Here is a 25,917-nt window from a genome sequence, read left to right as displayed (position 1 = left end):
CGTGACCACGCACACGACCGGGGCGAGAAGCGCGTTACGCCTTCGGCTGCTCCGGCTGACGCAGACGGATGTGCAACTCGCGCAGCTGACGCTCGTCGACCGGGCTCGGCGCCTGCGTGAGCAGATCCTGCGCACGCTGCGTCTTCGGGAACGCGATCACGTCGCGGATCGAATCGGCGCCGGCCATCATCGTGACGATGCGGTCGAGACCGAACGCGATACCGCCGTGCGGCGGCGCGCCGTACTGCAGCGCGTCCAGCAGGAAGCCGAACTTCGCCTGCGCTTCTTCCGCGCCGATCTTCAGCGCGCGGAACACCTTGCTCTGGACTTCCTCGCGGTGGATACGCACCGAGCCGCCGCCGATTTCCCAGCCGTTCAGCACCATGTCGTACGCCTTCGCGAGGCAGCGGCCCGGGTCGGTCTCGAGGTACTCGAGGTGCTCGTCCTTCGGGCTCGTGAACGGATGGTGCGCGGCGACGTAGCGTGCATCTTCGTCGTCGTATTCGAACATCGGGAAGTCGACGACCCACAGCGGCTTCCAGCCGGCCTGGACGAGACCGTTCGCCTTGCCGAATTCCGAATGGCCGATCTTCAGGCGCAGCGCGCCGAGGCTGTCGTTGACGACCTTCGCGCGATCGGCCGCGAAGAAGATGATGTCGCCGTCTTCGGCGCCGGTGCGCTCGAGGATCGCCGCGATCGATGCATCGTGCAGGTTCTTGACGATCGGGCTCTGCAGGCCGTCGCGGCCCTTCGCCTTCTCGTTGACCTTGATCCACGCGAGGCCCTTCGCGCCGTAGATGCGCACGAATTCCGTGTAGCCGTCGATGTCGCCGCGCGACAGCTCGCCGCCCTTCGGCACGCGCAGCGCCGCAACCCGGCCGTCCTTCGCGTTGGCCGGCGTGCTGAACACCTTGAAGTCGACATCCTTCATCGCGTCGGTCAATTCGGTGAATTCGAGCTGCACGCGCAGGTCCGGCTTGTCCGAACCGAAACGCGCCATCGCTTCCGAGTACGGCATCACCGGGAATTTCGCGTCGAGCTCGACGTCGATCGTCGTCTTGAAGATGTGACGGATCATGTCTTCGAACAGGTCACGGATTTCCTGCTCGCCGAGGAACGACGTCTCGCAGTCGATCTGCGTGAATTCCGGCTGACGGTCCGCGCGGAGGTCTTCGTCGCGGAAGCACTTGGTGATCTGGTAGTAACGGTCGAAGTTCGCGACCATCAGCAGCTGCTTGAACAGCTGCGGCGACTGCGGCAGCGCGAAGAACTGGCCCGCGTTCACGCGCGACGGCACGAGGTAGTCGCGCGCGCCTTCCGGCGTGCTCTTCGTCAGCATCGGCGTCTCGATGTCGATGAAGCCCTGCTCGTCGAGGTACTTGCGCGCCTCGATCGCGACGCGGTAGCGCAGGCGCAGGTTGTGCTGCATCTGCGGGCGGCGCAGGTCGAGCACGCGGTGCGTGAGACGCGTCGTTTCCGACAGGTTGTCGTCGTCGAGCTGGAACGGCGGCGTGACCGACGCGTTCAGCACGTTCAGTTCGTGGCACAGCACTTCGATCTTGCCGCTCTTCAGGCCGGCGTTGACCGTGCCTTCCGGACGGTTGCGCACGAGGCCCTTGATCTGCACGCAGAACTCGTTGCGCACGCCTTCGGCGGTCGCGAACATCTCGGCGCGATCCGGGTCGCACACCACTTGCACGAGGCCTTCACGATCGCGCAGGTCGATGAAGATCACACCGCCGTGATCGCGGCGGCGCTGCACCCAGCCGCACAGCGACACGGTTTGGCCCAGCAGGTGTTCGGTCACGAGACCGCAGTATTCAGTACGCATCGACATGATGTTTGCTTTCGTTCGGTTTGATCAACGGGCGCCGCAACGCGCGGCCCGGGCGATGATTCTTTACTTACAGCGGCGGCTCGACGGGACGGCGGGCGGGCGCCGGAGCCGGCGCCGAAGGCGCCACGACGCCCATCGAGACGATGTACTTGAGCGCGGCATCGACCGACATGTCGAGTTCGATGACTTCGCTCTTCGGCAGCATCAGGAAGAAGCCCGACGTCGGGTTCGGCGTCGTGGGCACGTACACGCTCACGTACTCTTCCGTCAGATGGTTGACCACGTCGCCGCCGGGCGTGCCGGTCAGAAACGCGATCGTATACGAGCCGCGGCGCGGGTATTCGATCAGCAGCGCCTTGCGGAACGCATTGCCGCTGCTCGACAGCAGCGTGTCGGACACCTGCTTGACGCTCGTGTAGATCGGCCCGACGACCGGGATGTGACGCACGACCGCGTTCCACCACGTGACGAGCTTCTGGCCGATGAAGTTCTGCGTGGCCAGCCCGACGACGAAGATGAACGCGAGCGTCAGCACCGCGCCGATCCCCGGCAGATGGAAGCCGAGCATCCGCTCGGGCTGCCAAGATTCGGGCAGCAGGAGCAGCGTCTGGTCCATCGTGCCGATGATGAGGCCGAGCACCCACAGCGTGATCGCGAGCGGGACGAGAACCAGCAGGCCGGTCAGGAACACCGTTTTCAGGGTCGTCTTTTTCATCATCTGCCGTCAATGAACCGCGCCGGCGGCGCGGGTTGGTCGCGACCCGGACGGGCCGCGACGGTCAACTACCGGCGGCGGGCGCTGCGGCCGGAGCCGGCGCGGCGCTCGTCGTCGAGGTACTGCCCGAACTGCTCGCCGCAGCCGGCGCGGCCGCGGCGGGTGCGGCTTCAGCCGCCGGTGCGGCCGGCGCCGCGTCGCCCGACGCCGTCGCCGGCGCGCTGGTACCGCCCGAGCCGCCGCGGAAATCGGTGACATACCACCCCGAGCCCTTCAGCTGGAAACCGGCGGCGGTCACCTGTTTGCGAAAAGCATCCTTCCCGCATTCAGGGCATTGCGACAGCGGCGCGTCGCTCATCTTCTGGAGCACGTCCTTCGCGAAACCGCACGCTTCGCATCGATAGGCGTAGATCGGCATGATATTTTTCCCGCAGAAACTGGAAACGGCTTGCAAAACCTTGAATTATAGCCGAAACCCTGGCGCGCTCCGGCAATGGCCGCGACGCCCGCGCATCAGCGGCGACGCCACGTGAGCCAGCGCTCGTGCCCGTCGAACACGGCCAGCGAATCGGTCACGGGCAAATCCTCGACCAGCTCGAAGTGCGGCGCGAGCAGCGCATCGAGTTCCGCGCGCTCGATCCCGAACGGCGGCCCCTTCGGTTTCGCCACCACGAAGAAATAGCCGGCTAGCAATCCGCCCGCGGGCAGCAGCTCGGCCATCCGCGCCGCATAATCGGCACGCAGGCTCGGCGGCAACGCGCACAGGAACGCACGCTCGTACACCCACTGCACGTCGAACGGCGGCCGGTACTGGAAAAAATCGGCCTGCTCGACGACGTCCGCATGCGCGCCGAGCTGCGCCTTCGCCGCAGCGACTGCCTGCGCGGCGAAATCGATCGCCCGCACCGGCCAGCCGGCCTGCGCGAGCCAGCCGGCCTCCTGCGCGCTGCCGCAGCCGGGAATCAGCACCGCGCGGGGCGCCAGCCGCTGCGCGAACACGCGAAAGCCGTCCGGCACGCCGCCGAATTCCCACGGCGTCACGCCGCGCTCGAAGCGCTCGTTCCAGAACGACGCGCTGCCCGGGTCGCGTGTCGCGAAATCGGTGGCCGACGGTGCGGCCGGTTGCTTCGGATCGGACATCGCCGTGCTCCTTTCGATCAAGCGCCGTACGCGAGCGCGAGCAGCACGCGCGCGACGAGCGCCCCGACGCCGACGGCCAGGCCGAAGATCAGCAACGCCTGCAGCAGCCGGTTCGTCCGCTTCTGCTCGACGAGGACCTGACGCATCAGTTCCTCGCTCGCGGCGCGCGGCGCATCGTGGCGCGCGGCCAGCGCATGGTGGATGAGGCGCGGCAGTTGCGGCAGCGTCTTGCTCCACTGCGGCGCCTCGACCTTGAACCGCTCGTACCAGCCGCGCAGGCCGATCTGCTCGGTCATCCAGCGCTCGAGATACGGCTTCGCGGTCTTCCACAGGTCGAGTTCGGGATCGAGCGAGCGGCCGAGCCCTTCGACGTTCAGCATCGTCTTCTGCAGCAGCACGAGCTGCGGCTGGATCTCGACGTTGAAGCGGCGCGACGTCGAGAACAGGCGCATCAGCACCTGGCCGAGCGAGATGTCCTTCAGCGCGCGGTCGAAATACGGCTCGCACACCGCGCGGATCGCGCTTTCGAGCTCCTCGACGCGCGTCTCGGGCGGCACCCAGCCCGATTCGAGGTGGAGCGTCGCGACACGGTGGTAGTCGCGCTTGAAGAACGCGAGGAAGTTCTGCGCGAGGTAGTTCTTGTCGAAATCGGACAGCGCGCCGACAATCCCGAAATCGAGCGCGATATAGCGGCCGAACGTGTTCGGGTCGAGGCTCACCTGGATGTTGCCGGGGTGCATGTCCGCGTGGAAGAAGCCGTCGCGGAACACCTGCGTGAAGAAGATCTCGACGCCTTCGCGCGCGAGCTTCTTGATGTCGACGCCGGCCGAGCGCAGCGTCTCGACCTGGCTGATCGGCACGCCGGTCATGCGCTCCATCACGAGCACCTGCGACGTCGAGAAATCCCAGAACATCTCGGGCACGAGCAGCAGGTCGAGGCCCGCGAAGTTGCGGCGCAGCTGGCTGCCGTTGGCGGCCTCGCGCATCAGGTCGAGCTCGTCGTGCAGGTACTTGTCGAATTCGGCGACGACCTCGCGTGGCTTCAGGCGCCGGCCGTCGGCCCACATGCGTTCCGTCCACGTCGCGATGTCGCGCATCAGCGCGAGGTCGGAATCGATCACCGGCAGCATGTTCGGGCGCAGCACCTTGACGGCGACGGCCTTGCCCGCGTGCACGCCCTGCTTCAGCTTCGCGAAGTGCACCTGCGCGATCGACGCGCTCGCGATCGGCTCGCGCTCGAATTCGTCGAACAGCTCGTCGACCGGCGCGCCGAGCGACTTCTCGATGATCGCGATCGCGACGGCCGAATCGAACGGCGGCACCTGGTCCTGCAGCTTCGCGAGTTCGTTCGCGAAATCGACCGACAGCAGGTCGCGGCGCGTCGACAGCACCTGGCCGAACTTCACGAAGATCGGGCCCAGGCTTTCGAGCGCGTGACGCAACCGCACGGCCGGCGGATCGGAGAAGCGGCGACCGATCGTCGTGATCCGCAGCAGCAGCTTCACCCGCCGGTCGTCGATCCGGGACAGCATCACTTCGTCGAGGCCAAAGCGGATGACGGTGTAGACAATCTTGATGAAACGGAAAATGCGCATGCCCTGCGGCCCTCAGTGCGCGCCGCGCGGGCCGGAGCCCGTGCGCGCGCCGATTTTTTGTTCGAGTCGCTCGACCCGCTTTTCGACCCGCGCGAGCGCATCGCGTGCGCGCGCCAGCTCGGCGTCGAAGCCGCCGAGCGACGCGCGCCGGACGACCTGCGGGTTCTCGTCGAGCCAGTATTCGGCGACGGAATCGAGCACGTTGCGGCCGGTGCGGCGTGCGCGCGCGCCGGCGTCGCGCACGACCGTCGCGATCCGGTACGCCGCCGCGTCGCCGACCAGCTTCGCGAGATCTTCTTCCGGTTCCCAGCGCAGATGCTCGGCCAGCTTCGCGATCTGCGTCGCGAATTCCGCGTCGCCTTCGATCTTCACGTGCTTCATCACGGCCGCCTGGCCGCCCTGCAGGAACGCGGCGACCGTGTCGCCGGCGAGCGCGATCGACACGTCGACCTGTTGCGCATCGTGCGCGTCGACGGCCGACAGATAACCGTCGGGCTGCACCAGCAGCGTGAGCGTGACGGGAGGCACGTCGATCCGGGCAGTCTTGCCCGCATAGGGAATCAGGCGGTCGCGTGCCCACGATTCGCGCGCGAGCAGGTGATTGACGGCAGCAGCAAAAGGCTTGGCGGCAAAGGTCATCGGGCTGGGAAAGAAAAAACCCGCGCAGGCCGGGCGCCCACGCGGGTTTCTATTGTAACGTCGGATCGATGGCGGACCGTGCCTGACCGTACACCCGGGCGGCAAGCGGTCGCAGTGCGGCGGCCGTCGCCCGGGTGCCCGGCGGCGCGGGCCGCCGGCCACGCTCAGTGCGTGTTGATCTGCTGGATACCCGCGAGCAGCCAGCCCTGGCTGCCCGACTTCGACAGGTTCCACACCTCGTCGAACGGCGCCGCCGACGTATTCGCCGATTCGCGGATCAGGCCGTGGAAGCGCACGCTCGCCGACTGCTCGATGCCGCGATCCTCGATCGCGACCAGTTCCGCGTCGAGCTGTACGACGTCGGTCTGGTTCGCGTCGTTGCCGCGCGAATCGAGGTCGATCTTGATCTCGGCGAACATTTCGGGCGTCGTGAACTCGCGGATGTCGGCCAGGTTGCCCTGGTCCCACGCGGCCTGCAGGCGCACGAAATAGACTTTCGCGCTGCGCAGGAACGCTTCGGTGTCGAAGCCGGCCGGCACCTGCAGGGGCGCCGCTGCCGTCGCAGCCGCGCCGGCGGCCGCCGCACCGCCGCCGAACACGCCCTGCGCTTCGTTCGCATAGCTGCTGCCGCTGCCCGCGTAGTTGCTGCCGGCATTGCCTTGCTGGAACGACGGGCTTTGCGAGTAGCCGCCCGACGACGATGCGGCGCCACCAACCGAATACGCCGGCTCCTGCGGGCGACGGCGGTTCATGAACTTGCGGATCAGCCAGATGCCGACCATCGCGAGCAACGCAATCACGATGACGTTCGCCATCATGCTCGCGAATGCGCCGCCGAGACCGAAGTGCGACAGCAGCGCCGCGATACCGAGACCGGCCGCGAGGCCGGCGATCGGCCCGAGCCAGCGCGAGCGGTTGGGCTGCGCGGCCGGCGTGGGGGCAGCCGGGTTCGTGCGCTGCGCCTGCGACGGTGCGGCCTGCTGCATCGGCTGCTGCGCGGGCGGCGTGGCCTGGCGCTGCGTGACGGTGGAATTCTGGCGGCCGATGCTGCGCCCGCCGCCCATGCGCTTGGCTTCAGCGTCGAGCGATGCGAACGTGCCGGCCGTGAGCAGGCCGACCATCAGCAGCGTGCCGACCCGTCGAGCCCACGGCTTCGACGGTTTGCTACGGTTGAACAACGAACGCGATTCAGACATCAGCTTCTCCGAATGTAAGACGAATGTAGGGAAAGAACCCCTTAGTACTTGGTCCCTAGGTGTAAAGCTACCACGCCACCTGACAAATTGTAATATTTGACGGCGTCGAGGCCCGCTTGTTCCATCATCGTCTTCAGCGTGTCCTGATCGGGGTGCATCCGGATAGATTCAGCAAGATACCGATAACTTTCAGCATCTTTCGCGAACTTGTCGCCAAGCCACGGTAATACTTTGAAAGAATACAGATCGTACGCTTTTTTCAGCGGATCCCAGACTTTCGAGAATTCCAGCACCATCACGCGACCGCCGGGCTTCGTCACGCGGCGCATCTCGGCCAGCGCGGCATCCTTGTGCGTCATGTTGCGCAGCCCGAACGCGACCGTGACCACGTCGAAGTAGTTGTCCGGAAAGGGAATTTTCTCGGCGTCGCACAGCAGCGACGGCGTCACGACGCCCTTGTCGAGCAGCCGGTCGCGGCCCACGCGCAGCATCGATTCGTTGATGTCGGTATGCCAGACCTCGCCCGTCGGCCCGGCCGCCTTCGCGAACGACTTCGTCAGGTCGCCGGTGCCGGCCGCGATGTCGAGCACCTTGAAGCCGGGGCGCACGTTCGCCTGCGCGATCGTGAACGCCTTCCACGCGCGGTGCATGCCCGCCGACATCAGGTCGTTCATCAGATCGTAGTTGCTCGCGACCGAATGAAACACGCCCGCCACTTTCTTCGCTTTTTCGTTTTCCTCGACGCTCTCGAAGCCGAAGTGGGTTTTGCTCATCGCGTTGATCCTCAGTAAATGGCAAGACGGCGCCGAGCGGGCGCCGTCGATTTCAGTGGCAGTGGCCGTGCGGCGCGCCGGCCGCCTGCATCGGCGCGTCGCGCTCGACGCCCGCCGCCTTCAGTTTGTCGAAATAGTCGCGCCACAGCGCGTCCTGCTGCGTCGCCAGCTCGTACAGCAGGTCCCACGAGTAGATGCCGGTCGAATGGCCGTCGGAGAACGTCGGCTGCAGCGCGTAGTTGCCGACGCCCTCGAGCGCGGTGATCGTCACTTCGCGCTTGCCGGTCTGCAACGTTTCCTGGCCGGGCCCGTGGCCGCGCACCTCGGCCGACGGCGAATAGACGCGCATCAGCTCGAACGGAATCCGGTAACTCTCGCCGTTCGGGTACTGCAATTCGAGCACGCGCGACACCGCGTGCACGACGACGCCGGACGGAATCGGCGTCGTGGAAGTCAAACCGCTCATGCTTGCCTCGAATCGGTCATGCGTTGAATTTCCTCGCGCACCGCATTGTGCAGCAGCGAGGCCTGCGCCGCGCGCGAACGCAGCAGCGCCTCGGACACGCTGCGCTGGCGCGGCGCCCACACGGGCTGCGGAAAATGGGCGTCGTTGGAAAAGCGCGGAATCACGTGCCAGTGCACGTGCGGGACCATGTTGCCGAGGCTCGCGAGATTCACCTTGTTCGGCTGCATCACGCGGCGCACGGCCCGCTCGACCGCGTAGACCACGCGCATCAGATGTGCCCGCTCGGGCTCGCCGAGATCGGAGAACTCGGCCACGTGCGCGCCCCAGATGACCCGGCAGAAGCCCGGATACTCGTGCTCGCCGGTGGCAAGCACGACGCGCAGCGCATCGTCCTGCCAGAGCACCTCGCCGCCGTCTTCACGGCAAAACACGCATTCCATCGTCGCTCCCATGTGGACGGGCGCCGGCATGCCGCGCCGGCGCCCGCTCATTCCCGGCCCGGTCGGGCGCTCGTCATGCCCGCATTAGACCAGCACGCGCTCGATCCCGCCATGGTTCGCGCGTGCGACATAATCGGCCATCCAGTTCTCGCCGAGCACCTGACGCGCGATTTCGACCACGATGTAGTCGGCTTCGAGGTTCGCGTCCTCGCTGTAGCGCGACAGGCCCTGCAGGCACGACGGGCAGCTCGTCAGGATCTTCACGTCCGGGCCGTTCGCGGCCGCGGCCGCGGCGGCCGGCGCCGGCGCCGGCGCGTCGCCCGCGACCACCGGAATCGCGCGCAGCTTCGCGGCGCCCTTGCGGATCTCTTCCTCCTTGCGGAAGCGGACCTGCGTCGAGATGTCCGGCCGCGTGACCGCCAGCGTGCCCGATTCGCCGCAGCAGCGATCGTTCTTCTCGATCTTGTAGCCGTCCTTCTCGGCGCCCATCAGCTCGTTGACGAGCTTCACCGGGTCGATCGTCTTGATCGGCGTGTGGCACGGGTCGTGATACATGTAGCGCGTGCCCGTCACGCCGTCGAGCTTCATCCCCTTCTCGAGCAGGAACTCGTGGATGTCGATGATCCGGCAGCCCGGGAAGATCTTGTCGAATTCGTAACCCGCGAGCTGGTCGTAGCAGGTGCCGCACGACACGACGACCGTCTTGATGTCGAGGTAGTTCAGCGTGTTCGCGACGCGGTGGAACAGCACGCGGTTGTCCGTGACGATCTTCTCGGCCTTGTCGTACTGGCCCGAACCGCGCTGCGGATAGCCGCAGCACAGGTAGCCCGGCGGCAGCACCGTCTGCACGCCCGCTTCCCACAGCATCGCCTGCGTGGCCAGCCCGACCTGCGAGAACAGGCGCTCGGAGCCGCAGCCCGGGAAGTAGAACACCGCCTCCGAATCGACGGTCGTCGACTTCGGGTTGCGGATGATCGGCACGATCTTGTTGTCCTCGATGTCCAGCAGCGCGCGCGCCGTCTTCTTCGGCAGGTTGCCCGGCATCTTCTTGTTGACGAAGTGGATCACCTGCTCGACCACCGGCGGCTTGCCGGTCGTCGCGGGCGGGTGCTGCGTCTGCTTCGTCACGACCTTCTTCAGCATGTCGTTCGCGAAGCGCTGCACCTTGTAGCCGACGCCCATCATCACGCCGCGCGCGACGTTGATCGTCTGCGGATTGGTCGCGTTCAGGAAGAACATGCCCGCCGCGTTGCCGGCGTTGAACTTCTTCTTGCCCATCTTGCGCAACAGGTTGCGCATGTTCATCGTGACGTCGCCGAAATCGATCTTCACCGGGCACGGCGTCGCGCACTTGTGGCACACCGTGCAGTGGTCGGCCACGTCGTTGAACTCGTCCCAGTGCTTGATCGACACGCCGCGGCGCGTCTGTTCTTCGTACAGGAACGCCTCGACTAAGAGCGACGTCGCGAGGATCTTGTTGCGCGGGCTGTACAGCAGGTTCGCGCGCGGCACGTGGGTCGCGCACACCGGCTTGCACTTGCCGCAGCGCAGGCAGTCCTTCACCGAATCGGCGATCGCGCCGATGTCGGACTGCTGCATGATCAGCGATTCGTAGCCCATCAGCCCGAAGCTCGGCGTGTACGCGTTGCGCAGGTCGGCGCCGTCGAGCAGCTTGCCCTTGTTGAAGCGGCCGTTCGGGTCGACGCGCTGCTTGTATGCGCGGAATTCGGCGATCTCGTCGTCGGTCAGGAATTCGAGCTTCGTGATGCCGATCCCGTGTTCGCCGGAAATCACGCCGTCGAGCGAGCGCGCGAGCGTCATGATGCGGGCGACCGACGCGTGCGCGTCCTGCAGCATCTCGTAGTTGTCGGAGTTGACCGGGATGTTGGTGTGGACGTTGCCGTCGCCCGCGTGCATGTGCAGTGCGACGAACACGCGGCCGCGCAGCACGCGCTTGTGGATCGCCTGCGCCTCGTCGAGGATCTGCTTGAATGCGCCGCCGTTGAAGATCGCGCGCAATTCCGCGCGGATTTCCTGCTTCCACGAGATGCGGACCGTGCGGTCCTGCGTGATGTGGAACACGGTCGCGCCCGGCTGTTCGTCCGCACGATCCGCGAACTTCTCGGCGAGCGCCTCGTAGCCGAGCTGCACCAGGTAGTGCTGCGCCTCGCGCAGCGGCTGGTCGAGCCGGTCGCGCACGAATTCCCAGCGCGCACGCACGCGCTTGAGCAGTTCCAGCGCCTGCTGGACGCGATCCTCGAGCAGTTCCGCGCTCGGGATCTCGTTCGCGTCGTCGGTCTTGCCGAGCGGCAGGTTGCCGCCGCGGAAGAACGCTTCGAGCGCATCGACCAGCTGCAGCTTGTTCTTCAGCGACAGCTCGATGTTGATCCGCTCGATGCCGTCGGTGTACTCGCCCATCCGGTTCAGCGGGATGACGACGTCCTCGTTGATCTTGAACGCGTTCGTGTGCTTCGCGATCGCGGCCGTGCGGCTGCGGTCGAGCCAGAAGCGCTTGCGCGCCTCCGCGCTGACCGCGACGAAGCCTTCGCCGCTCTTGCCGTTCGCCATCCGGATCACTTCGGACGTCGCGTGCGCGACCGCGTCGGCGTCGTCGCCGACGATGTCGCCGATCAGCACCATCTTCGGGAATGCGTTGCGCTTGCTCTTGGTCGCGTAGCCGACCGCGCGCAGGTAGCGCTCGTCGAGGTGCTCGAGGCCCGCGAGGATCGCGCCGCCCTGCTTCGACGTCTCGAACAGGTAATCCTTGATCTCGACGATGCTCGGGATCGCCTCGCGCGCCTGGCCGAAGAATTCGAGGCAGACGGTGCGCGTGTGCGCGGGCATCTTGTGCAGCACCCAGCGCGCGGACGTGATGAGCCCGTCGCAGCCTTCCTTCTGCACGCCCGGCAGGCCGGCAAGGAACTTGTCGGTCACGTCCTTGCCGAGCCCTTCCTTGCGGAACCGGCGGCCTTCGATCTCGAGCATCTCGCTCTTGAGCAGCTTCTCGCCCGGCGCATACGCGCCGTCGAACCACTTCAGCTCGAAGCGCGCGACCGCGATGTCGTGGATCTTGCCCTGGTTGTGCTCGTGGCGCGTGACTTCGAGCCAGTTGCCGTCCGGGTCGACCATCCGCCACCAGGCGAGGTTGTCGAGCGCGGTGCCCCACAGCACGGCCTTCTTGCCGCCCGCGTTCATCGCGACGTTGCCGCCGATGCACGAGGCGTCGAGCGACGTCGGATCGACCGCGAACACGTAGCCGGCCGCCTCGGCCGCTTCCGTCACGCGACGCGTGACGACGCCCGCGCCGGAGAAGATCGTCGGCACCTTGTGCGCGACGCCGGGCAGCTCGGTCAGCTCGACCGCGCCCAGTTGTTCGAGCTTTTCGGTGTTGATCACCGCGGAGAACGGCGTGAGCGGCACCGCGCCGCCCGTGTAGCCAGTGCCGCCGCCACGCGGGATCACGGTCAGGCCGAGCTCGAAGCACGCCTTGATCAGGCCGGCGATCTCGGCTTCGGTATCGGGCGTCAGCACGACGAACGGGTATTCGACGCGCCAGTCGGTCGCGTCGGTCACGTGCGACACGCGCGACAGCCCGTCGAAGCGGATGTTGTCCTTCTGCGTGCAGCGGCCGAGCGCCTTGGTCGCGCGGCGGCGCAGCTCGGCCATCTTGTCGAATTCGTCCGCGAACTCGTTGACCGCACGCTGCGCGGCGGTCTCGAGCATCTCCACGCGCGACGCGCGCTCGCGGCCCGCGTCGTCGCGATGCTCGGTGAGATCCGCGCTGCGGCGCTTGCCGATCTCGGTCAGACGGTGGTTCAGCGCCTCGATCAGCAGCGCGCGGCGCTTCGGGTTGTCGAGCAGGTCGTCCTGCAGGTACGGGTTGCGACGCACGACCCAGATGTCGCCGAGCACTTCATACAGCATCCGCGCCGAGCGGCCCGTACGGCGCTCGGCGCGCAGCTCGTCGAGCACCGACCACGCCTCTTCGCCGAGCAGGCGGATCACGATCTCGCGATCCGAGAAGGACGTGTAGTTGTAGGGAATCTCGCGCAAGCGGGGCGCGGGGTCGGCGGCGACGGCGGCGGCCGCGCCATGCGGATCGAAAACTTGTGGTGCGTTCATGTTCGGACGACTCGGAGGGCCGATACACCGTGCACGGGCGTCGGCAAGCGCGTGGGCGCAATCTTGGGGAAATCTGTTCTGTTACCAGGCGCGCGGCTGTCCTTCATGGGGCCGGAGCGGGCGACTCGCCCCTCCTGGCCGGCGACAGGGCCTGGCGGCACTCAGGATCATCAGCACGATCGCGCGCGGCGCGCATGCCGTTCGGCCGCGGGGCTGGCTGCGCGCGGCGTCGGCTTCAACGGTGCGATCCGAGGGTGCCTCTGCATCTTCCGAATCCTTGATTCAAAACGGAATTCTAACCCATGATCGGGCGGTCCGTGACACGCCGGACAGGTCGTGGGGCTATCGCCGCGAGCCGCGCCGGGCGGGGCTCGGCGCGGTTTCATGCGATCATTCGCCGTCCGTCCGGTCGGTAACCACGCGGTTAAGCCGATAAAAAGCGGCGCCCGGCGGCGTGCCTCCCCTGCCGGCACGCCCACCCGGCCGCCCGCAGCCGGCCGCCCGGCATGCCGCTTGCGTACGGGCGGACCCTTGGCGCTATCATTGACCCTTTACCGTCTGCATCCGCACTGCACGCGAGCGCCCATGGCATCCCACGATTACCTGAAGAAAATCCTCACCGCGCGCGTCTACGACGTCGCGATCGAGACGGAACTCGAACCCGCCCGCAACCTGTCGGCCCGGCTGCGCAACGCCGTTTACCTGAAGCGCGAGGACAACCAGCCGGTGTTCTCGTTCAAGCTGCGCGGCGCGTACAACAAGATGGCGCACATTCCGACGGATGCGCTCGCGCGCGGCGTGATTACGGCGTCGGCCGGCAACCACGCGCAGGGTGTCGCGTTCTCGGCGGCCCGGATGGGCATCAAGGCCGTGATCGTCGTGCCGGTCACGACGCCACAGGTGAAGGTCGACGCGGTGCGCGCGCACGGCGGCCCGAGCGTCGAGGTGATCCAGGCGGGCGAATCGTACAGCGATGCATACGCGCACGCGGTGAAGGTCCAGCAGGAGCGCGACCTCACGTTCGTTCACCCGTTCGACGATCCGTACGTGATCGCCGGCCAGGGCACGATCGCGATGGAGATCCTGCGTCAGCACCAGGGCCCGATCCATGCGATCTTCGTGCCGATCGGCGGCGGCGGGCTCGCGTCCGGCGTCGCCGCGTACGTGAAGGCGGTGCGTCCGGAGATCAAGGTGATCGGCGTGCAGGCCGAGGACTCGTGCGCGATGAAGCAGTCGCTGGACGCGGGCGAGCGCATCGAGCTGAGCGAGGTCGGCCTGTTCGCGGACGGCACCGCGGTGAAGCTCGTCGGCGAGGAAACCTTCCGGCTGTGCCGCGAATTCCTCGACGGCGTCGTGACGGTCAACACCGACGCGCTGTGCGCGGCGATCAAGGACGTGTTCCAGGACACGCGCAGCGTGCTCGAACCGTCGGGCGCGCTCGCGGTCGCGGGCGCGAAGCTGTACGCGGAACGCGAAGGCATCGAGAACCAGACGCTCGTCGCGGTCACGTCCGGCGCGAACATGAACTTCGACCGGATGCGCTTCGTCGCCGAGCGCGCCGAGGTCGGCGAAGCGCGCGAAGCGGTGTTCGCGGTTACGATCCCCGAGGAACGCGGCAGCTTCAAGCGCTTCTGCTCGCTGGTCGGCGATCGCAACGTCACCGAGTTCAACTACCGGATCGCCGACGAGAAGTCCGCGCACATCTTCGTCGGCGTGCAGATCCGCCGTCGCGGCGAATCGGCGGAGATCGCCGCGAACTTCGAGTCGCACGGTTTCAAGAGCGTCGACCTGACGCACGACGAGCTGTCGAAGGAACACATCCGCTACATGGTCGGCGGCCGCTCGCCGCTCGCGCTCGACGAGCGCCTGTTCCGCTTCGAATTCCCGGAACGGCCGGGCGCGCTGATGAAGTTCCTGTCGTCGATGGCGCCGGACTGGAACATCAGCCTGTTCCACTACCGTAACCAGGGCGCGGACTACAGCTCGATCCTCGTCGGGCTGCAGGTGCCGCAGGCCGATCGCGCCGAATTCGAACGCTTCCTCGCGGCGCTCGGCTATCCGTATGTCGAAGAGAGCGCCAACCCGGCTTACCGCCTCTTCCTGTCGTAAAGGCTGCGTGCAATGAATCCCGAACAATCCCCGCTCGGCAAGGCCACCGTCTACGCGGCGCAGTACGATGCGTCGCTGCTGTTCCCGATCCCGCGCGCCGGCGCGCGCGAGCAGCTCGGCATCACGTCGGCGCTGCCGTTCTTCGGCACCGACATCTGGAACGCGTACGAACTGTCGTGGCTCAACGCGCGCGGCAAGCCGCAGGTCGCGATCGCGACGTTCTACGTGCCGGCCGAATCGCCGAACATCGTCGAATCGAAGTCGTTCAAGCTGTATCTCGGCTCGTTCGCACAGTCGAAGTTCGACTCGGTCGACGCGGTGCGCGACGTGCTGAAGCGCGACGTGTCGGCCGCGTGCGGCGCGAGCGTGTCGGTCCAGCTGGTGTCGGCGCACGATTTCCGCAAGCTGGAGATGGACGAGCTCGACGGGCTGTCGCTCGACCGGCTCGACCTCGACGCCGATGTGTACGAACCCGATCCGTCGCTACTGTCGGCGGCCGACGGCGAGGACGAAGCACCGGTCGAGGAGACGCTCGTGTCCGACCTGCTGCGCTCGAACTGCCCGGTCACGGGCCAGCCCGACTGGGGCAGCGTGCAGATCCACTACGTCGGGCCGCAGATCGACCACGCGGGGCTGCTGCGCTACATCATCTCGTTCCGCAATCACACGGGCTTTCACGAGCAGTGCGTCGAGCGGATCTTCCTCGACATCCTGCATGCGTGCAAACCGGTGAAGCTCGCGGTGTACGCGCGCTATACGCGCCGCGGCGGGCTCGACATCAACCCGTTCCGCACCAACTACAACCAGCCGATGCCGGACAACGCGCGGACCGCGCGGCAGTAACGGCCACGCGCGTCAAACGAAACAGCCCGGTCGGCTTCAACCGACCGGGCTGTTTCACTGTGCGCGGGGAAGCGTGGCCGCGTTACTTCGCCGGCGCCTTGTAAGCGATGCAATCGACCTCGACCTTGCAGTCGATGACCATGCTCGACTGCACGCACGCGCGCGCCGGCGGGTTCTCGCCGAAGTACGAAATGAACACCTTGTTGAACGACGCGAAATCGCGTGCGTCGTCGAGCCATACGCCGCAGCGCACGACGTGCTCGAGGCCGTAGCCGGCTTCCTTCAGGATCGCGATCACGTTCTCGATCGCCTGCTTCGACTGCGTGACGATCCCGCCTTCGACGACCTCGCCGTTCACCATCGGCGTCTGGCCCGACACGTACAGCCAGCCGTCGGCCTCGACCGCCCGTGCAAACGGCATCACCTGGCCGCCGGTGCCCTTCGCTTCGCCTACGCCATATCGCTTCATCGTTTCACTCCTCACATTTCGGTTACGGATGCACGCGCCGGCTGCTGCGGCGCGCACGGAAGATCGGAATGCGTGCGTTCAGAACGCCGCATCGGCACTGGCCGGCACGCGCTCGCCGCGCGCGACGAAACCGCCGGCGCGCTCGCCGGTCGGTTGGCCGTTTTCATAGGTCAGCACGCCGTTCACCCACACGGCGTCGATCCCGTGCGCGGGCTGCTGCGGCTTCTCGAACGTCGCGGCGTCGATCACGCTCGCCGGATCGAACAGCACCAGGTCCGCGTGATAGCCGACATGCACCTCGCCGCGCTTCGGGATGCCATAGCGACGCGCGGACAGCGACGTCATCTTGCGGATCGCCTCCTCGAGCGGCAGCAGGTTGGTGTCGCGCACGTAATGGCCGAGCACGCGCGGAAACGCGCCCCACAGCCGCGGATGCGGCAGCGGATCGTTCGGCAGGCCATCCGAGCCGACCATCGTCGCCGGATGCGACAGGATCCGGCGCACGTCGTCCTCGGACATGTTGTGGTACACGGCGCCGGCCGGACGGATGCGCTGCGCGGCTTCCTGCTCGGTCACGCCCCAGTCGGCCGCGATCGCCTTCAGCAGCTTGCCCGCGACTTCCGGGTGCGGCTCCGACCACGTGATCGTGATGTCGATGTCGCCCGTCACCTGCTTCAGGTCGAGCGTCGACGAACTGCGGCTGTACGGATAGCAGTCGCAGCCGACCGGCTGGTAGCGGCGCGCGCCTTCGAGCGACGCGAGCACCTCGGTGCTGCGCCCCCAGTTCGACGGGCCCGCGCATTTCAGGTGCGAGATCACGACCGGCACCTGCGCGTGACGGCCGACGCGATAGGCTTCGTCCATCGCGTCGAGGATCGCGTCGAACTCGGTGCGCATGTGCGTCGTGTACAGCGCACCGGAGCGGGCGAGCGGCTCGGCGAGCGCCATCACTTCCTCGGTCGGCGCCGCGAACGCGGAACCGTACGCGAGACCCGACGACAGGCCGAGCGCGCCGTTCGCGAGCGCCTCCTCGAGCTGCGCGCGCATGCCGGCGATCTCGCCGTCGGTCGCCGCGCGGTCGAGGCGGTCCATCTGGTTGTTGCGCAGCGCCGTGTGGCCGACGAGCGCCGCGACGTTCACGGCCGGGCGCGCGTCGTTCACGGCCGCGACGTAAGCGGCGAAGGTCGGGTACTGGAACGCGCCGCGCTCGCCGAGCAGGTTCATCGGGTCGGGCGGGTCGCCCGCGAGCGTCACCGGCGATGCGCTGATCCCGCAGTTGCCGACGATCACGGTCGTCACGCCCTGCGAGATCTTCGGGATCATCTCCGGCGCACGGATCACGTGCGTGTCGTCGTGGGTATGCACGTCGACGAAACCCGGCGCGAGCGCCCGGCCGTTCGCGTCGACGACGTGCTCCGCGAGCCAGTTCGACAGGTTGCCGATCGCCGCGATCAGGCCGTTGCGGATCGCGACGTCGCGCGTGACGGGCGGCGCGCCGGTGCCGTCGTACAGTTGCGCGCCGACGATCAGCGTATCGGCCGCTTCGGGATGCGAATGCATGGTCAGTCTCCTACCGGTTGACGGTCGCCGCCGCCGCGGTGCGCGTCAAGCGCGTGTTTGATGCGGCGCAGCGATTCCCGGCCCGCATCGCCGAGCCGCAATGCGACGCCGGTGACGAGCACGTCGATCGCCATCATCATCGCGTAGCGCGAGGTCGACGGCTTGTAAATGAAATCGGTTTCGAACGCGACGACCGGGATCAGGTGGTCGGCGAGCTTCGCGAGCGGCGACGCCGGCGCGGTGATCGCGATCAGCTTCGCGCCGTAGCGCTTCGCGAGCCGGCAGCTCTCGAGCAGCTCGGGCACGCGCCCGCTCACCGACAACGCGACGACGACGGTGTCGCCCGACAGCGTCGCGGCCACCATCCGCTGCAGCAGGCTGTCCTGGTAGCTCGCGACCGGCCGGCCGAAGCGCACGAGCCGGAAGCGCAGCTCGTCGGCGAGCGCGGTCGAGCCGCCGCCCTGCCCGTACACGTACGTCATCTTCGCGCCGGCGAGCAGGTCGGCCGCCGCGTCGAACGACGTGTTGCGCAACAGCTGGTGATTGTGGGCGAGCGCCACGCGGATCTCGTCGTAGACCATCGACGCGGGACTCGCGTCGTCGGCCGGCGTGTCGTCGGACGGCACCAGGAAGCGCTGGCCGACGGCCGCCGCCTGCGCGACGAGCACCTTCAGTTCGCGCACGTCGCGACAGCCGACGGCCTTCGCGAAACGCGTGACCGTCGCGACGCTGACCTCCGCGTCGCGCGCGAGCGCCCCGATGCTCGCATGCGCGGCGCGGGCCAGATCGGCGAGGATGAACGCGGCGACCTTGCGCTCGGCCTCGCGCAACTCGGGCGCGCATTCGGCGATCCGCGCGACGATGTCGAGGACCGGCGGAGCGGCCTGAGCCGGATAGGGCTCGGCGGCTGGCGGAGCGGACGGGGAAGCGGGCGTATTCATCTGCGGAAAAGGGTGCGAGGCCGGATGTTATTAAATAACATCACCGCGCCGATGCTACTTTCTGTACCATCTGCATGTCAACTTCAGTGCAATGCATAGTGATGATGGAGCGGGATGACATGAAAGTTACAAACTATCAGGAAGCGACGATCGATCCGTTCGGCAAGGGCCTGGGCAATCTGCCGAGCGCGAGCGTGCCGCTCGGCGACGCGGGCCGGCTCGAATGGAACCTGCTCGCGGAAGACGTCAGCCTGCCGGCCGCCGTGCTTTACGAGGATCGCGTCGAGCACAACCTGAACTGGATGCAGGCGTTCGTGCAGAAATACGGCGTCAAGTTCGCGCCGCACGGCAAGACGACGATGGCGCCGCAACTGTTCCGCCGCCAGCTCGACGCCGGCGCGTGGGGCATCACGCTCGCGACCGCGCACCAGACGCAGGCCGCGTATCACGGCGGCGTGCGGCGCGTGCTGCTCGCGAACCAGCTGGTCGGCCGCCAGAACATGACGATCATCGCGGGGCTGCTGTCCGATCCCGATTTCGAGTTCTTCTGTCTCGTCGATTCCGCGGAGAGCGTCGACCAGCTCGGCCGCTTCTTCGGCGCCGCGCAGAAGTCGCTGAACGTGCTGATCGAGCTCGGCGTGCCGGGCGGCCGCGCGGGCGTGCGCGATGCCGCGCAGCGCGAGGCCGTGCTGGCCGCGATCGCGCGCTATCCGGACACGCTGAAGCTGGCCGGCATCGAGCTCTATGAAGGCGTGCTGAAAGAGGAAGGCGAGATCCGCGCGTTCCTGCAGCAGGCGGTCGCGCTCACGCGCGAGCTGGCCGAAGCCGGCCGCTTCGCGCGCACGCCGGCGATCCTGTCCGGCGCCGGTTCGGCGTGGTACGACGTGGTCGCGGAAGAATTCCGGAAGGCGTCCGACGCGGGCTTCGCGGAAGTCGTGCTGCGTCCGGGCTGCTACCTGACGCACGACGTCGGCATCTACAAGAAGGCGCAGAGTGACGTGTTCGCGCGCAACCCGATCGCCCGCTCGATGGGCGAAGGGCTGCTGCCGGCGCTGCAGCTGTGGGCGTACGTGCAGTCGGTGCCGGAGCCCGATCGCGCGATCGTCGCGCTCGGCAAGCGCGATGCGGCGTTCGACGCGGGCCTGCCCGAGCCGGCGCGCCACTTCCGCCCGGGCCGCGACAGCGCGCCGCGCGACGTCGCCGCCACCGAAGGCTGGGCCGTCACCGGGATGATGGACCAGCACGCATACCTGCAGATCCCGCCGGGCGCGGACGTGAAGGTCGGCGACATGGTCGCGTTCGACATCTCGCACCCGTGCCTGACGTTCGACAAGTGGCGCCAGGTGCTCGTGCTCGATCCGCAGTTCCGCGTGACGGAAGTCGTCGAGACCTTCTTCTGACGCACGCCGCGCGCGGCGCCGCCCTGCCGCTCGCGCGGGGCGGCCGTCACGCGCGCTTCAATCTGCCGGAGTACACTGCGCTTTCGTCCTCGGGGCCCGTCGCCGCCGTCATGCACGGCGCGACCGGGCCTTCAACGCTGCTTCACTGGAGAAAGCCATGGCCGCGAAGAAGATCCTGTTCCTGACCGGCGATTTCGCCGAAGACTACGAAACGATGGTGCCGTTCCAGGCGCTGCAGGCCGTCGGCCACCACGTCGATGCAGTCTGCCCGGGCAAGCGCGCGGGCGACAAGATCAAGACCGCGATCCACGATTTCGAAGGCGACCAGACCTACACCGAGAAGCCCGGCCACCAGTTCACGTTGAATGCGGCATTCGACGACGTCGATGCGGCGCGCTACGACGCGCTCGCGATCGCGGGCGGCCGTGCGCCCGAATACCTGCGACTCGATCCGAAGGTGATCTCGCTCGTGCGCGAGTTCGCCGAGGCCGGCAAGCCGATCGCGGCGATCTGCCACGCGGCGCAACTGCTCGCGGCCGCCGACGTGATCCGCGGCAAGCGCATTTCGGCCTACCCGGCCTGCGCGCCGGAAGTGAAGCTCGCGGGCGGCGAATACGCGGACATCCCGGTCGACGCGGCCGTGACCGACGCGCCGTTCGTCACCGCGCCCGCGTGGCCTGCGCATCCGGCCTGGCTCGCGCAGTTCCTCGCGTTGCTCGGCACGCGCATCGAGCTGTAAACCGTTACCTGATCAGAATGAAATGAAGCGGCGGCCGGCGGCGCTCAAGTACCGCCGGCCCCGCGCATCAACGCGCGACCGGCGTCGACCCGACGTCCGCGATCCGCGATTCCAGCATCGCGAGCGCACCCGACAGCGCATTCAGCACATCGTCCGGCAACTGCGCCATCGTCTGGTCGAGAAACGCCTTGCGGCGCGGCAGGCACGCGTCGAACGCCGCGCGGCCGGCTTCCGTCAGCGTGACGTTGGTCACGCGGTTGTCCCGTGCGTCCGATTCGCGCTCGATCCAGCCGAGCGCGTCGAGCGACTTCAACTGGCGCGTGAGCGCGCCCGGATCGATGCGCAGCACTTCGACGAGCTTCTTCTGCGACGCATGCCCGTCCATCGTGTGCAGCGCGACCATGATGCGCCAGCGCGGCATCGGCTGCCCGACGTGCGCTTCGAACGCGGTCATGAAGGCGCGATACGTGCGTCCGAATTGCTGCAAGATCGCGACGCGGTCCTGTTCTTCCATGCGCTGATTTCGTTCCGGTGAATCGTTGAGTCGTCGAATCGCTCGATCGCCTGACCGGTCAGTCGGCCGCGACGTGCGGTTCGATCTTGCGCCGCAGCGCGATCGGCGGCACGCGACGGCACTGCCACACCGACACCACGGCGACGACGGCCGCCATCGCGACCCCCAGGTGAATCGCGCCGACCAGCGATTCGCGGGCCGCTTCCAGCAGCAGCGCGCCATTATGCCCGGCACGCGTCAACTCCGCGACGAGACCGCCCTGCGCCGCGCGATCGATCAGGATCTGCGGATCGGCGAGCCGCGCGTGCCACTGCATCGCGTGGTCGGCCGACAGCGCGTTGCGCACACCGCTCGAATACATCTGGTTGACGAGCGTGCCCGTCAGCGCGGTGCCCAGCATCCCGCCGACCATCCGCAGCGACTGCAAGAGCGCCGTCGCGATGCCGAGATGCTCGCGGCCGGCCGTCTGCTGCGCGAACACGGTGAGGTTCGGCAACACGAAACCGAGCCCGATGCCGCCTGCGACCATCAGCGCCATCAGCATCCAGGCCGGCGTCGTGTGGGTCGCCACGACGATGCCCGCGCACGCGACGGCGAACAGCACGAAGCCGACGTGCAGCATTGCGTTCGGGTTGCGGATGCGCGTGACGACGCGGCCGTTCATGATGCTGCCGATCGTGATGAACACGACGAGCGGCGTGATCACGAGCCCGGCCTCCTTCGGCGACATCCCGAAGCCGCCCTGGAACAGCAGCGGCGCGTAGAACAGCAGCGAGAACATCGAGAAACCGGCGAGGATCGCGAGCACGAACAGCGCCGACAGCGCACGGTTGCCGAACATGTCGAACGGCAAAATCGGTTGCGCGCAGCGTTTCTCCCAGTGCCACAGGCCGACGCCCGCCGCGACCGAGACGACGAGCAGCAGCGACGCCCAGCTCATGACGCCGTACTTCGGCAGCCATTCGACGAACAGTTGCAGCGCACCGAGCGACAGCGCGATCAAGAGCGCGCCCGGCCAGTCGAGCCGCATCTTGCGATCGTGTTCGACGTGGCGCAGGTGCGGCAGGTAGCGCCACACGAAAATCAGCGACAGGATGCCGATCGGCAGGTTGACGTAGAACACCGAGCGCCAGCCGAACGACTGGGTCAGGAACCCGCCGAGCGACGGGCCGACCGCGTTCGCGATGCCGAACGCGGAACTCATCAGCACCTGCCAGCGCAGCCGCACGACGGAATCGGGGAACAGATCGGGAATGCACGCGAACGCGGTGCCGACCAGCATCCCGCCGCCGATTCCCTGCAGTCCGCGCGCGAGCACGAGGGTCAGCATGTCGTTGGCCATCCCGCACAGCACCGACGCGCCGGTGAACACGACGATCGACGCGATCACGAACGGCTTGCGGCCGTAATAGTCGCCGAGCCGGCCGAAGATCGGCACCGTGATCACGGAACTGAGCAGGTACGAGGTCGCGACCCACGCGTACAGGTCGAAGCCGCGGAGTTCGGCGACGATGGTCGGCAGCGCCGTGCCGACGACCGTCTGGTCCAGCGCGACCAGCATGGTGACGAACGAGATCCCGATCATCGCCAGCAGCGACTCGCGGAACGGCAGGACTTGCCCGCTCGAATGGTGGGCGGCGGTGTGAACGGCCATTTTTTGTCGACGCAACTTTTGCCGAGTCAAAGAATCTCAAAATTCTAGCATGCCGGAGTAATCTAGGCTGGCGATGGTTCAGGGCCCGCTCAGGCCAAGGAGAAAGATGGAACCGATTTCAATCACCCCCGCGACGGCGCTGTCGCCGGAGGATCGGGACGCGCTGCGGCGCGCGAAACAGGTGCTGGAAAGCCCGTCGCTGACGATGAAGCTGACGGGCGTGCTCGGCGCGCCGGTCGAGAAGATGATCGCGCGGCTGCCGGACTTCGCGACCGGCAAGATCAACGACGCGACGCAGCTCGCGCTGCGCAAGTGCCTGAACATCGCGCTGCGCACGCTCGGCAAGCCGCAGGCGCCGGACGCGGAGCCCGAGAAACCCAGTAACCTGCTGCACAAGCTCGCGGTCGCGACGACCGGCGCGGCGGGCGGCGCGTTCGGTTTTCTCGCGCTGCCGGTCGAGCTGCCGGTGACGACCACGCTGATCTTCCGCTCGGTGTGCGACATCGCGCGCAGCGAGGGCGAGGACCTGACGTCGGTCGATACGCAGTTGCAGTGCCTGGCCGTGCTCGGCATGGGCGGCAACCCGGACAAGCAGGAGGAAGACGCCGATCTCGGCTATTTCGTGCTGCGCGGCGCGCTCGCGCAGGCGATCTCGAAGGCGTCGTCGGACATCACGGCGAAAGGCATCGCCGCGCACAGCTCGGCGGCCGTGTTCAAGCTCGTGCAGACGGTGGCCTCGCGCTTCTCGGTGCAGGTGACCGAACAGATGGCCGCGAAGTCGATCCCGGCGATCGGCGCCGTGCTCGGCGCGACCGTCAACACGCTGTTCATCGACCACTTCCAGCAGATGGCGCACGGCCACTTCACCGTGCGCCGGCTCGAACGCAAGTACGGCTCGGTGGCCGTCAAGGCCGCCTATCAGGCGATCGACGCCTCGCCCACGCGCTGAACCGCGCGCTCGACCGCGACGCGGCGCAGGAACGCGGCCGCGCGATCGAGCGCGTCGCGCGCTTCCGGCACCATCGGTGCGTACAGCTGCCACACGTGCGGCATGTCGGGCCACACCTCGATTTCGACCTGAACGCCGGCCGCCTTTGCCTTCTCGGCGACGCGGCGTGAATCGTCGAGCAGCACTTCTGTGCTGCCGGCCTGGATGTACAGCGGCGGCAGGCCCGTGAAGTCCGCGTAGAGCGGCGATGCGTACGGATTCGTCGCGGGCTCGTCGCCGAGATACAGCTTCGCCGCCTTCGGCAGCGCCGCGGCCGCGAACATCGGATCGACGCCGTCGTTGCTGCGCATCGTGCCGCCAGTGCCGGCCAGGTCGGTCCACGGCGAGAACAGGATCGCGCCGGCCGGCAGCGGCTCGCCGCGATCACGCAGCGCGACGAGCGTCGCGAGCGCGAGGCCGCCGCCCGCCGAATCGCCGCCGAGCACGATCGATTCGGGCGGCGTGCCGAGCGCCAGCAGTTGCCGATAGGCGGCGAGCGCATCGTCGAGCGCGGCGGGGAAACGGTTTTCGGGTGCGAGCCGGTAGTCGAGCGAGAACGAACGGACGCCCGCGCGCTTCGTCAGGCCGAACACCAGTGGTCGGTGGGTCTTCGTCGAACAGAAGTAGTAACCGCCGCCGTGGAAATACAGCAGCGTACGGCCGGGCCCGCGGCCCGCGCCCGTGTCGGTGCGCTCGAGCCATTCGCCGCGCAGCGGCGCGTCCCCGGCGCCATAGCACTGCCGCAGCCGGTAGCCCGACGGCGGGCGGCGCGGCACGAACATCCGCAGGTCGGTGAAGCGCCGGGCACGCGCGGGGTCGAGCACCTCGCGCATGGTTTCCGGACGAAACTGCCAGCGCAGCAGCCAGCAGGCGAACTTGCTTTGCCAACTCATCGGACGCACTCCGTCATCGCAGTGTGACGATGGTACGTGCGAACGCTCCCGCGTCGCTCGACAGGTGCCTCTATATCAAACGCCGGCGCTCAGTTCGCCGGCATCACCTGGCCGCGGATCTCGCCGGACGGGTGTTCCTTCGTATGAATGTTGAAGTACCACTTGCCGCCCATCAGGTCGGTGACCTGCGCGTCGGTGAGCGCCTTCGAACCCTTGATCGGGCTCGCCAGCTCGTCCTTCGGAATCGGCACCTGCACGCCGGCGTTCTGGCCGACCGGCGCGGGCCCGTGGAAATGCGCGGCCGTGGCCGGCCCCGTGAGGTGTTCGTAAGTGACCGTCCACTGCAGCATGTGGGTGGCCGTGTCGTAGGTGGCGGCGACGGCGCCCGAGCCCTTGGTCGCCGTCGGCGGCACTTCGCTCGACGGCTGCAGGCTGGCGGACAGGCGCACCGTTTCGGCAGCGGCGCTGCCGGCCGCCAGCACGCCCGCGCATAACGCGACCTGGAGCAAACGCAGCTTGAGCATGGATTCTCCTTGTACGACGTGGTACGCCGCCCGGGCGGCGGCGTCACCCGTGATGGTAGTCGATCGGCGCCCGCTCCGGCAGCCTGCCGAAACCTGGAAGAGACCTTTGCAGCACGGCCCCTGAATCCGTGCACGGGCTTTCGCTACACTTCGTTTCACAGTTGCTTGTTTCCTTCGTCCGAAGGAGTCTGCGAGTATTCACGCGGCCACCCCGGTCGCGTTTTTTTTGCGTGTCTCGAACGGCAAGCGGAATGCCGCGCGCGAACGCCGCGTTTTGGCCCTGCTTATCATCAAGCAGGACGAATCATGCTTCGTCGCGCACACGTCGCGATCGAAACGCGTGTCGACCACTACCGCAAC

Annotated in this window: 23 protein-coding genes; 5 read left to right on the top strand and 18 right to left on the bottom strand. The window is 67.4% G+C overall.

What is annotated here, in order from left to right; genetic code table 11:
• Positions 1-34: 34 nt before the first annotated feature.
• The 11 genes from aspS to MMB92_RS06940 all read right to left on the bottom strand — a co-directional run bounded on the left by aspS (position 35) and on the right by MMB92_RS06940 (position 12,923).
• Complete coding sequence (aspS, locus tag MMB92_RS06990) at positions 35-1,837, bottom strand: aspartate--tRNA ligase (RefSeq protein WP_006485737.1); 1,803 nt, start codon at positions 1,835-1,837, stop codon at positions 35-37.
• A gap of 67 nt (positions 1,838-1,904) precedes the next feature.
• The gene (locus MMB92_RS06985) at positions 1,905-2,555 is read right to left on the bottom strand and encodes a DUF502 domain-containing protein (protein WP_006477842.1); all 651 of its coding nucleotides are present in this window, start codon (positions 2,553-2,555) and stop codon (positions 1,905-1,907) included.
• Positions 2,556-2,616: 61 nt separating this feature from the next.
• Complete coding sequence (locus MMB92_RS06980) at positions 2,617-2,970, bottom strand: FmdB family zinc ribbon protein (protein WP_006497387.1); 354 nt, start codon at positions 2,968-2,970, stop codon at positions 2,617-2,619.
• Between the two features lie 95 nt (positions 2,971-3,065).
• Positions 3,066-3,692 carry an SAM-dependent methyltransferase gene (locus MMB92_RS06975; RefSeq protein WP_006487899.1) on the bottom strand — a complete coding sequence of 209 codons (627 nt, stop codon included), beginning with the start codon at positions 3,690-3,692 and terminating at the stop codon, positions 3,066-3,068.
• A gap of 17 nt (positions 3,693-3,709) precedes the next feature.
• Complete coding sequence (gene ubiB / locus MMB92_RS06970; protein WP_006487907.1) at positions 3,710-5,287, bottom strand: ubiquinone biosynthesis regulatory protein kinase UbiB; 1,578 nt, start codon at positions 5,285-5,287, stop codon at positions 3,710-3,712.
• 12 nt (positions 5,288-5,299) lie between these two features.
• Positions 5,300-5,926 (bottom strand): SCP2 sterol-binding domain-containing protein, encoded by a 627-nt coding sequence (locus MMB92_RS06965; protein WP_006487883.1) that lies wholly within the window; start codon positions 5,924-5,926, stop codon positions 5,300-5,302.
• A gap of 164 nt (positions 5,927-6,090) precedes the next feature.
• On the bottom strand, positions 6,091-7,122 hold the full coding sequence (locus MMB92_RS06960; RefSeq protein ID WP_034201378.1) for a TIM44-like domain-containing protein: 1,032 nt from the start codon (positions 7,120-7,122) through the stop codon (positions 6,091-6,093).
• 41 nt (positions 7,123-7,163) lie between these two features.
• On the bottom strand, positions 7,164-7,895 hold the full coding sequence (ubiE, locus tag MMB92_RS06955; protein ID WP_006477837.1) for a bifunctional demethylmenaquinone methyltransferase/2-methoxy-6-polyprenyl-1,4-benzoquinol methylase UbiE: 732 nt from the start codon (positions 7,893-7,895) through the stop codon (positions 7,164-7,166).
• A 52-nt stretch (positions 7,896-7,947) separates the two neighbouring features.
• On the bottom strand, positions 7,948-8,361 hold the full coding sequence (locus MMB92_RS06950) for a DUF971 domain-containing protein (RefSeq protein ID WP_006487879.1): 414 nt from the start codon (positions 8,359-8,361) through the stop codon (positions 7,948-7,950).
• Positions 8,358-8,801, bottom strand: coding sequence for an HIT family protein (locus MMB92_RS06945; RefSeq protein ID WP_006497388.1), 444 nt, complete (start codon positions 8,799-8,801; stop codon positions 8,358-8,360). Before MMB92_RS06945 ends, MMB92_RS06950 begins: the two co-directional genes overlap by 4 nt.
• Before the next feature lie 84 nt (positions 8,802-8,885).
• Positions 8,886-12,923, bottom strand: a complete 4,038-nt coding sequence (locus tag MMB92_RS06940) for a DUF3683 domain-containing protein (protein ID WP_277562612.1) — start codon at positions 12,921-12,923, stop codon at positions 8,886-8,888.
• A gap of 585 nt (positions 12,924-13,508) precedes the next feature.
• On the opposite strand from MMB92_RS06940, the gene ilvA reads away from it, so the two are divergent.
• Together ilvA and queF are read left to right on the top strand one after the other, a co-directional pair.
• Entirely contained in the window at positions 13,509-15,032 is a 1,524-nt protein-coding gene (gene ilvA / locus MMB92_RS06935; protein WP_006487895.1) for a threonine ammonia-lyase, biosynthetic, read from the top strand.
• 12 nt (positions 15,033-15,044) lie between these two features.
• On the top strand, positions 15,045-15,875 hold the full coding sequence (gene queF / locus MMB92_RS06930; protein WP_048987453.1) for an NADPH-dependent 7-cyano-7-deazaguanine reductase QueF: 831 nt from the start codon (positions 15,045-15,047) through the stop codon (positions 15,873-15,875).
• 82 nt (positions 15,876-15,957) lie between these two features.
• Here the strand turns inward: queF and MMB92_RS06925 are convergent, their stop codons facing one another.
• From MMB92_RS06925 to MMB92_RS06915, 3 genes are all read right to left on the bottom strand, one after another.
• Positions 15,958-16,344 carry a RidA family protein gene (locus tag MMB92_RS06925; protein ID WP_006497391.1) on the bottom strand — a complete coding sequence of 129 codons (387 nt, stop codon included), beginning with the start codon at positions 16,342-16,344 and terminating at the stop codon, positions 15,958-15,960.
• Between the two features lie 78 nt (positions 16,345-16,422).
• On the bottom strand, positions 16,423-17,904 hold the full coding sequence (locus tag MMB92_RS06920; RefSeq protein ID WP_034201376.1) for a D-aminoacylase: 1,482 nt from the start codon (positions 17,902-17,904) through the stop codon (positions 16,423-16,425).
• A 2-nt stretch (positions 17,905-17,906) separates the two neighbouring features.
• Complete coding sequence (locus tag MMB92_RS06915; protein WP_006487897.1) at positions 17,907-18,845, bottom strand: MurR/RpiR family transcriptional regulator; 939 nt, start codon at positions 18,843-18,845, stop codon at positions 17,907-17,909.
• A 119-nt stretch (positions 18,846-18,964) separates the two neighbouring features.
• Between MMB92_RS06915 and MMB92_RS06910 the strand changes: the two genes are divergently transcribed.
• Positions 18,965-20,245: an amino acid deaminase gene (locus MMB92_RS06910; protein WP_020979402.1), complete on the top strand. Its 1,281-nt coding sequence runs from the start codon at positions 18,965-18,967 to the stop codon at positions 20,243-20,245.
• Positions 20,246-20,402: 157 nt separating this feature from the next.
• On the top strand, positions 20,403-20,984 hold the full coding sequence (locus MMB92_RS06905; protein ID WP_006487930.1) for a DJ-1/PfpI family protein: 582 nt from the start codon (positions 20,403-20,405) through the stop codon (positions 20,982-20,984).
• Between the two features lie 67 nt (positions 20,985-21,051).
• Here the strand turns inward: MMB92_RS06905 and MMB92_RS06900 are convergent, their stop codons facing one another.
• Together MMB92_RS06900 and MMB92_RS06895 are read right to left on the bottom strand one after the other, a co-directional pair.
• On the bottom strand, positions 21,052-21,498 hold the full coding sequence (locus MMB92_RS06900; protein ID WP_006487928.1) for a MarR family transcriptional regulator: 447 nt from the start codon (positions 21,496-21,498) through the stop codon (positions 21,052-21,054).
• Positions 21,499-21,556: 58 nt separating this feature from the next.
• Positions 21,557-23,152, bottom strand: coding sequence for an MDR family MFS transporter (locus MMB92_RS06895; protein ID WP_006497393.1), 1,596 nt, complete (start codon positions 23,150-23,152; stop codon positions 21,557-21,559).
• A 106-nt stretch (positions 23,153-23,258) separates the two neighbouring features.
• On the opposite strand from MMB92_RS06895, the gene MMB92_RS06890 reads away from it, so the two are divergent.
• Entirely contained in the window at positions 23,259-24,101 is an 843-nt protein-coding gene (locus tag MMB92_RS06890) for an EcsC family protein (RefSeq protein ID WP_006497394.1), read from the top strand.
• On the opposite strand, the gene MMB92_RS06885 is transcribed toward MMB92_RS06890, so the two are convergent.
• Together MMB92_RS06885 and MMB92_RS06880 are read right to left on the bottom strand one after the other, a co-directional pair.
• On the bottom strand, positions 24,071-25,033 hold the full coding sequence (locus MMB92_RS06885; RefSeq protein ID WP_006497395.1) for an alpha/beta hydrolase: 963 nt from the start codon (positions 25,031-25,033) through the stop codon (positions 24,071-24,073). The genes MMB92_RS06890 and MMB92_RS06885 overlap by 31 nt on opposite strands.
• 89 nt (positions 25,034-25,122) lie before the next feature.
• Positions 25,123-25,557: a CHRD domain-containing protein gene (locus MMB92_RS06880; protein ID WP_006487921.1), complete on the bottom strand. Its 435-nt coding sequence runs from the start codon at positions 25,555-25,557 to the stop codon at positions 25,123-25,125.
• Positions 25,558-25,917: the final 360 nt, after the last annotated feature.

Origin of the sequence: Burkholderia sp. IO2 (genome assembly GCF_029522185.1) — a bacterium.
Taxonomy (GTDB): Bacteria; Pseudomonadota; Gammaproteobacteria; order Burkholderiales; family Burkholderiaceae; genus Burkholderia; species Burkholderia cenocepacia.
This window is presented reverse-complemented; position numbering and strand designations above follow the sequence as displayed.

Excerpts from the sequence above, each read along its gene's own strand:
- aspS (WP_006485737.1), bottom strand. The coding sequence starts at position 1,837 with ATGTCGATGCGTACTGAATACTGCGGTCTCGTGACCGAACACCTGCTG.
- MMB92_RS06985 (WP_006477842.1), bottom strand. The coding sequence starts at position 2,555 with ATGATGAAAAAGACGACCCTGAAAACGGTGTTCCTGACCGGCCTGCTG.
- MMB92_RS06980 (WP_006497387.1), bottom strand. The coding sequence starts at position 2,970 with ATGCCGATCTACGCCTATCGATGCGAAGCGTGCGGTTTCGCGAAGGAC.
- MMB92_RS06975 (WP_006487899.1), bottom strand. The coding sequence starts at position 3,692 with ATGTCCGATCCGAAGCAACCGGCCGCACCGTCGGCCACCGATTTCGCG.
- ubiB (WP_006487907.1), bottom strand. The coding sequence starts at position 5,287 with ATGCGCATTTTCCGTTTCATCAAGATTGTCTACACCGTCATCCGCTTT.
- MMB92_RS06965 (WP_006487883.1), bottom strand. The coding sequence starts at position 5,926 with ATGACCTTTGCCGCCAAGCCTTTTGCTGCTGCCGTCAATCACCTGCTC.
- MMB92_RS06960 (WP_034201378.1), bottom strand. The coding sequence starts at position 7,122 with ATGTCTGAATCGCGTTCGTTGTTCAACCGTAGCAAACCGTCGAAGCCG.
- ubiE (WP_006477837.1), bottom strand. The coding sequence starts at position 7,895 with ATGAGCAAAACCCACTTCGGCTTCGAGAGCGTCGAGGAAAACGAAAAA.
- MMB92_RS06950 (WP_006487879.1), bottom strand. The coding sequence starts at position 8,361 with ATGAGCGGTTTGACTTCCACGACGCCGATTCCGTCCGGCGTCGTCGTG.
- MMB92_RS06945 (WP_006497388.1), bottom strand. The coding sequence starts at position 8,801 with ATGGAATGCGTGTTTTGCCGTGAAGACGGCGGCGAGGTGCTCTGGCAG.
- MMB92_RS06940 (WP_277562612.1), bottom strand. The coding sequence starts at position 12,923 with ATGAACGCACCACAAGTTTTCGATCCGCATGGCGCGGCCGCCGCCGTC.
- ilvA (WP_006487895.1), top strand. The coding sequence starts at position 13,509 with ATGGCATCCCACGATTACCTGAAGAAAATCCTCACCGCGCGCGTCTAC.
- queF (WP_048987453.1), top strand. The coding sequence starts at position 15,045 with ATGAATCCCGAACAATCCCCGCTCGGCAAGGCCACCGTCTACGCGGCG.
- MMB92_RS06925 (WP_006497391.1), bottom strand. The coding sequence starts at position 16,344 with ATGAAGCGATATGGCGTAGGCGAAGCGAAGGGCACCGGCGGCCAGGTG.
- MMB92_RS06920 (WP_034201376.1), bottom strand. The coding sequence starts at position 17,904 with ATGCATTCGCATCCCGAAGCGGCCGATACGCTGATCGTCGGCGCGCAA.
- MMB92_RS06915 (WP_006487897.1), bottom strand. The coding sequence starts at position 18,845 with ATGAATACGCCCGCTTCCCCGTCCGCTCCGCCAGCCGCCGAGCCCTAT.
- MMB92_RS06910 (WP_020979402.1), top strand. The coding sequence starts at position 18,965 with ATGAAAGTTACAAACTATCAGGAAGCGACGATCGATCCGTTCGGCAAG.
- MMB92_RS06905 (WP_006487930.1), top strand. The coding sequence starts at position 20,403 with ATGGCCGCGAAGAAGATCCTGTTCCTGACCGGCGATTTCGCCGAAGAC.
- MMB92_RS06900 (WP_006487928.1), bottom strand. The coding sequence starts at position 21,498 with ATGGAAGAACAGGACCGCGTCGCGATCTTGCAGCAATTCGGACGCACG.
- MMB92_RS06895 (WP_006497393.1), bottom strand. The coding sequence starts at position 23,152 with ATGGCCGTTCACACCGCCGCCCACCATTCGAGCGGGCAAGTCCTGCCG.
- MMB92_RS06890 (WP_006497394.1), top strand. The coding sequence starts at position 23,259 with ATGGAACCGATTTCAATCACCCCCGCGACGGCGCTGTCGCCGGAGGAT.
- MMB92_RS06885 (WP_006497395.1), bottom strand. The coding sequence starts at position 25,033 with ATGAGTTGGCAAAGCAAGTTCGCCTGCTGGCTGCTGCGCTGGCAGTTT.
- MMB92_RS06880 (WP_006487921.1), bottom strand. The coding sequence starts at position 25,557 with ATGCTCAAGCTGCGTTTGCTCCAGGTCGCGTTATGCGCGGGCGTGCTG.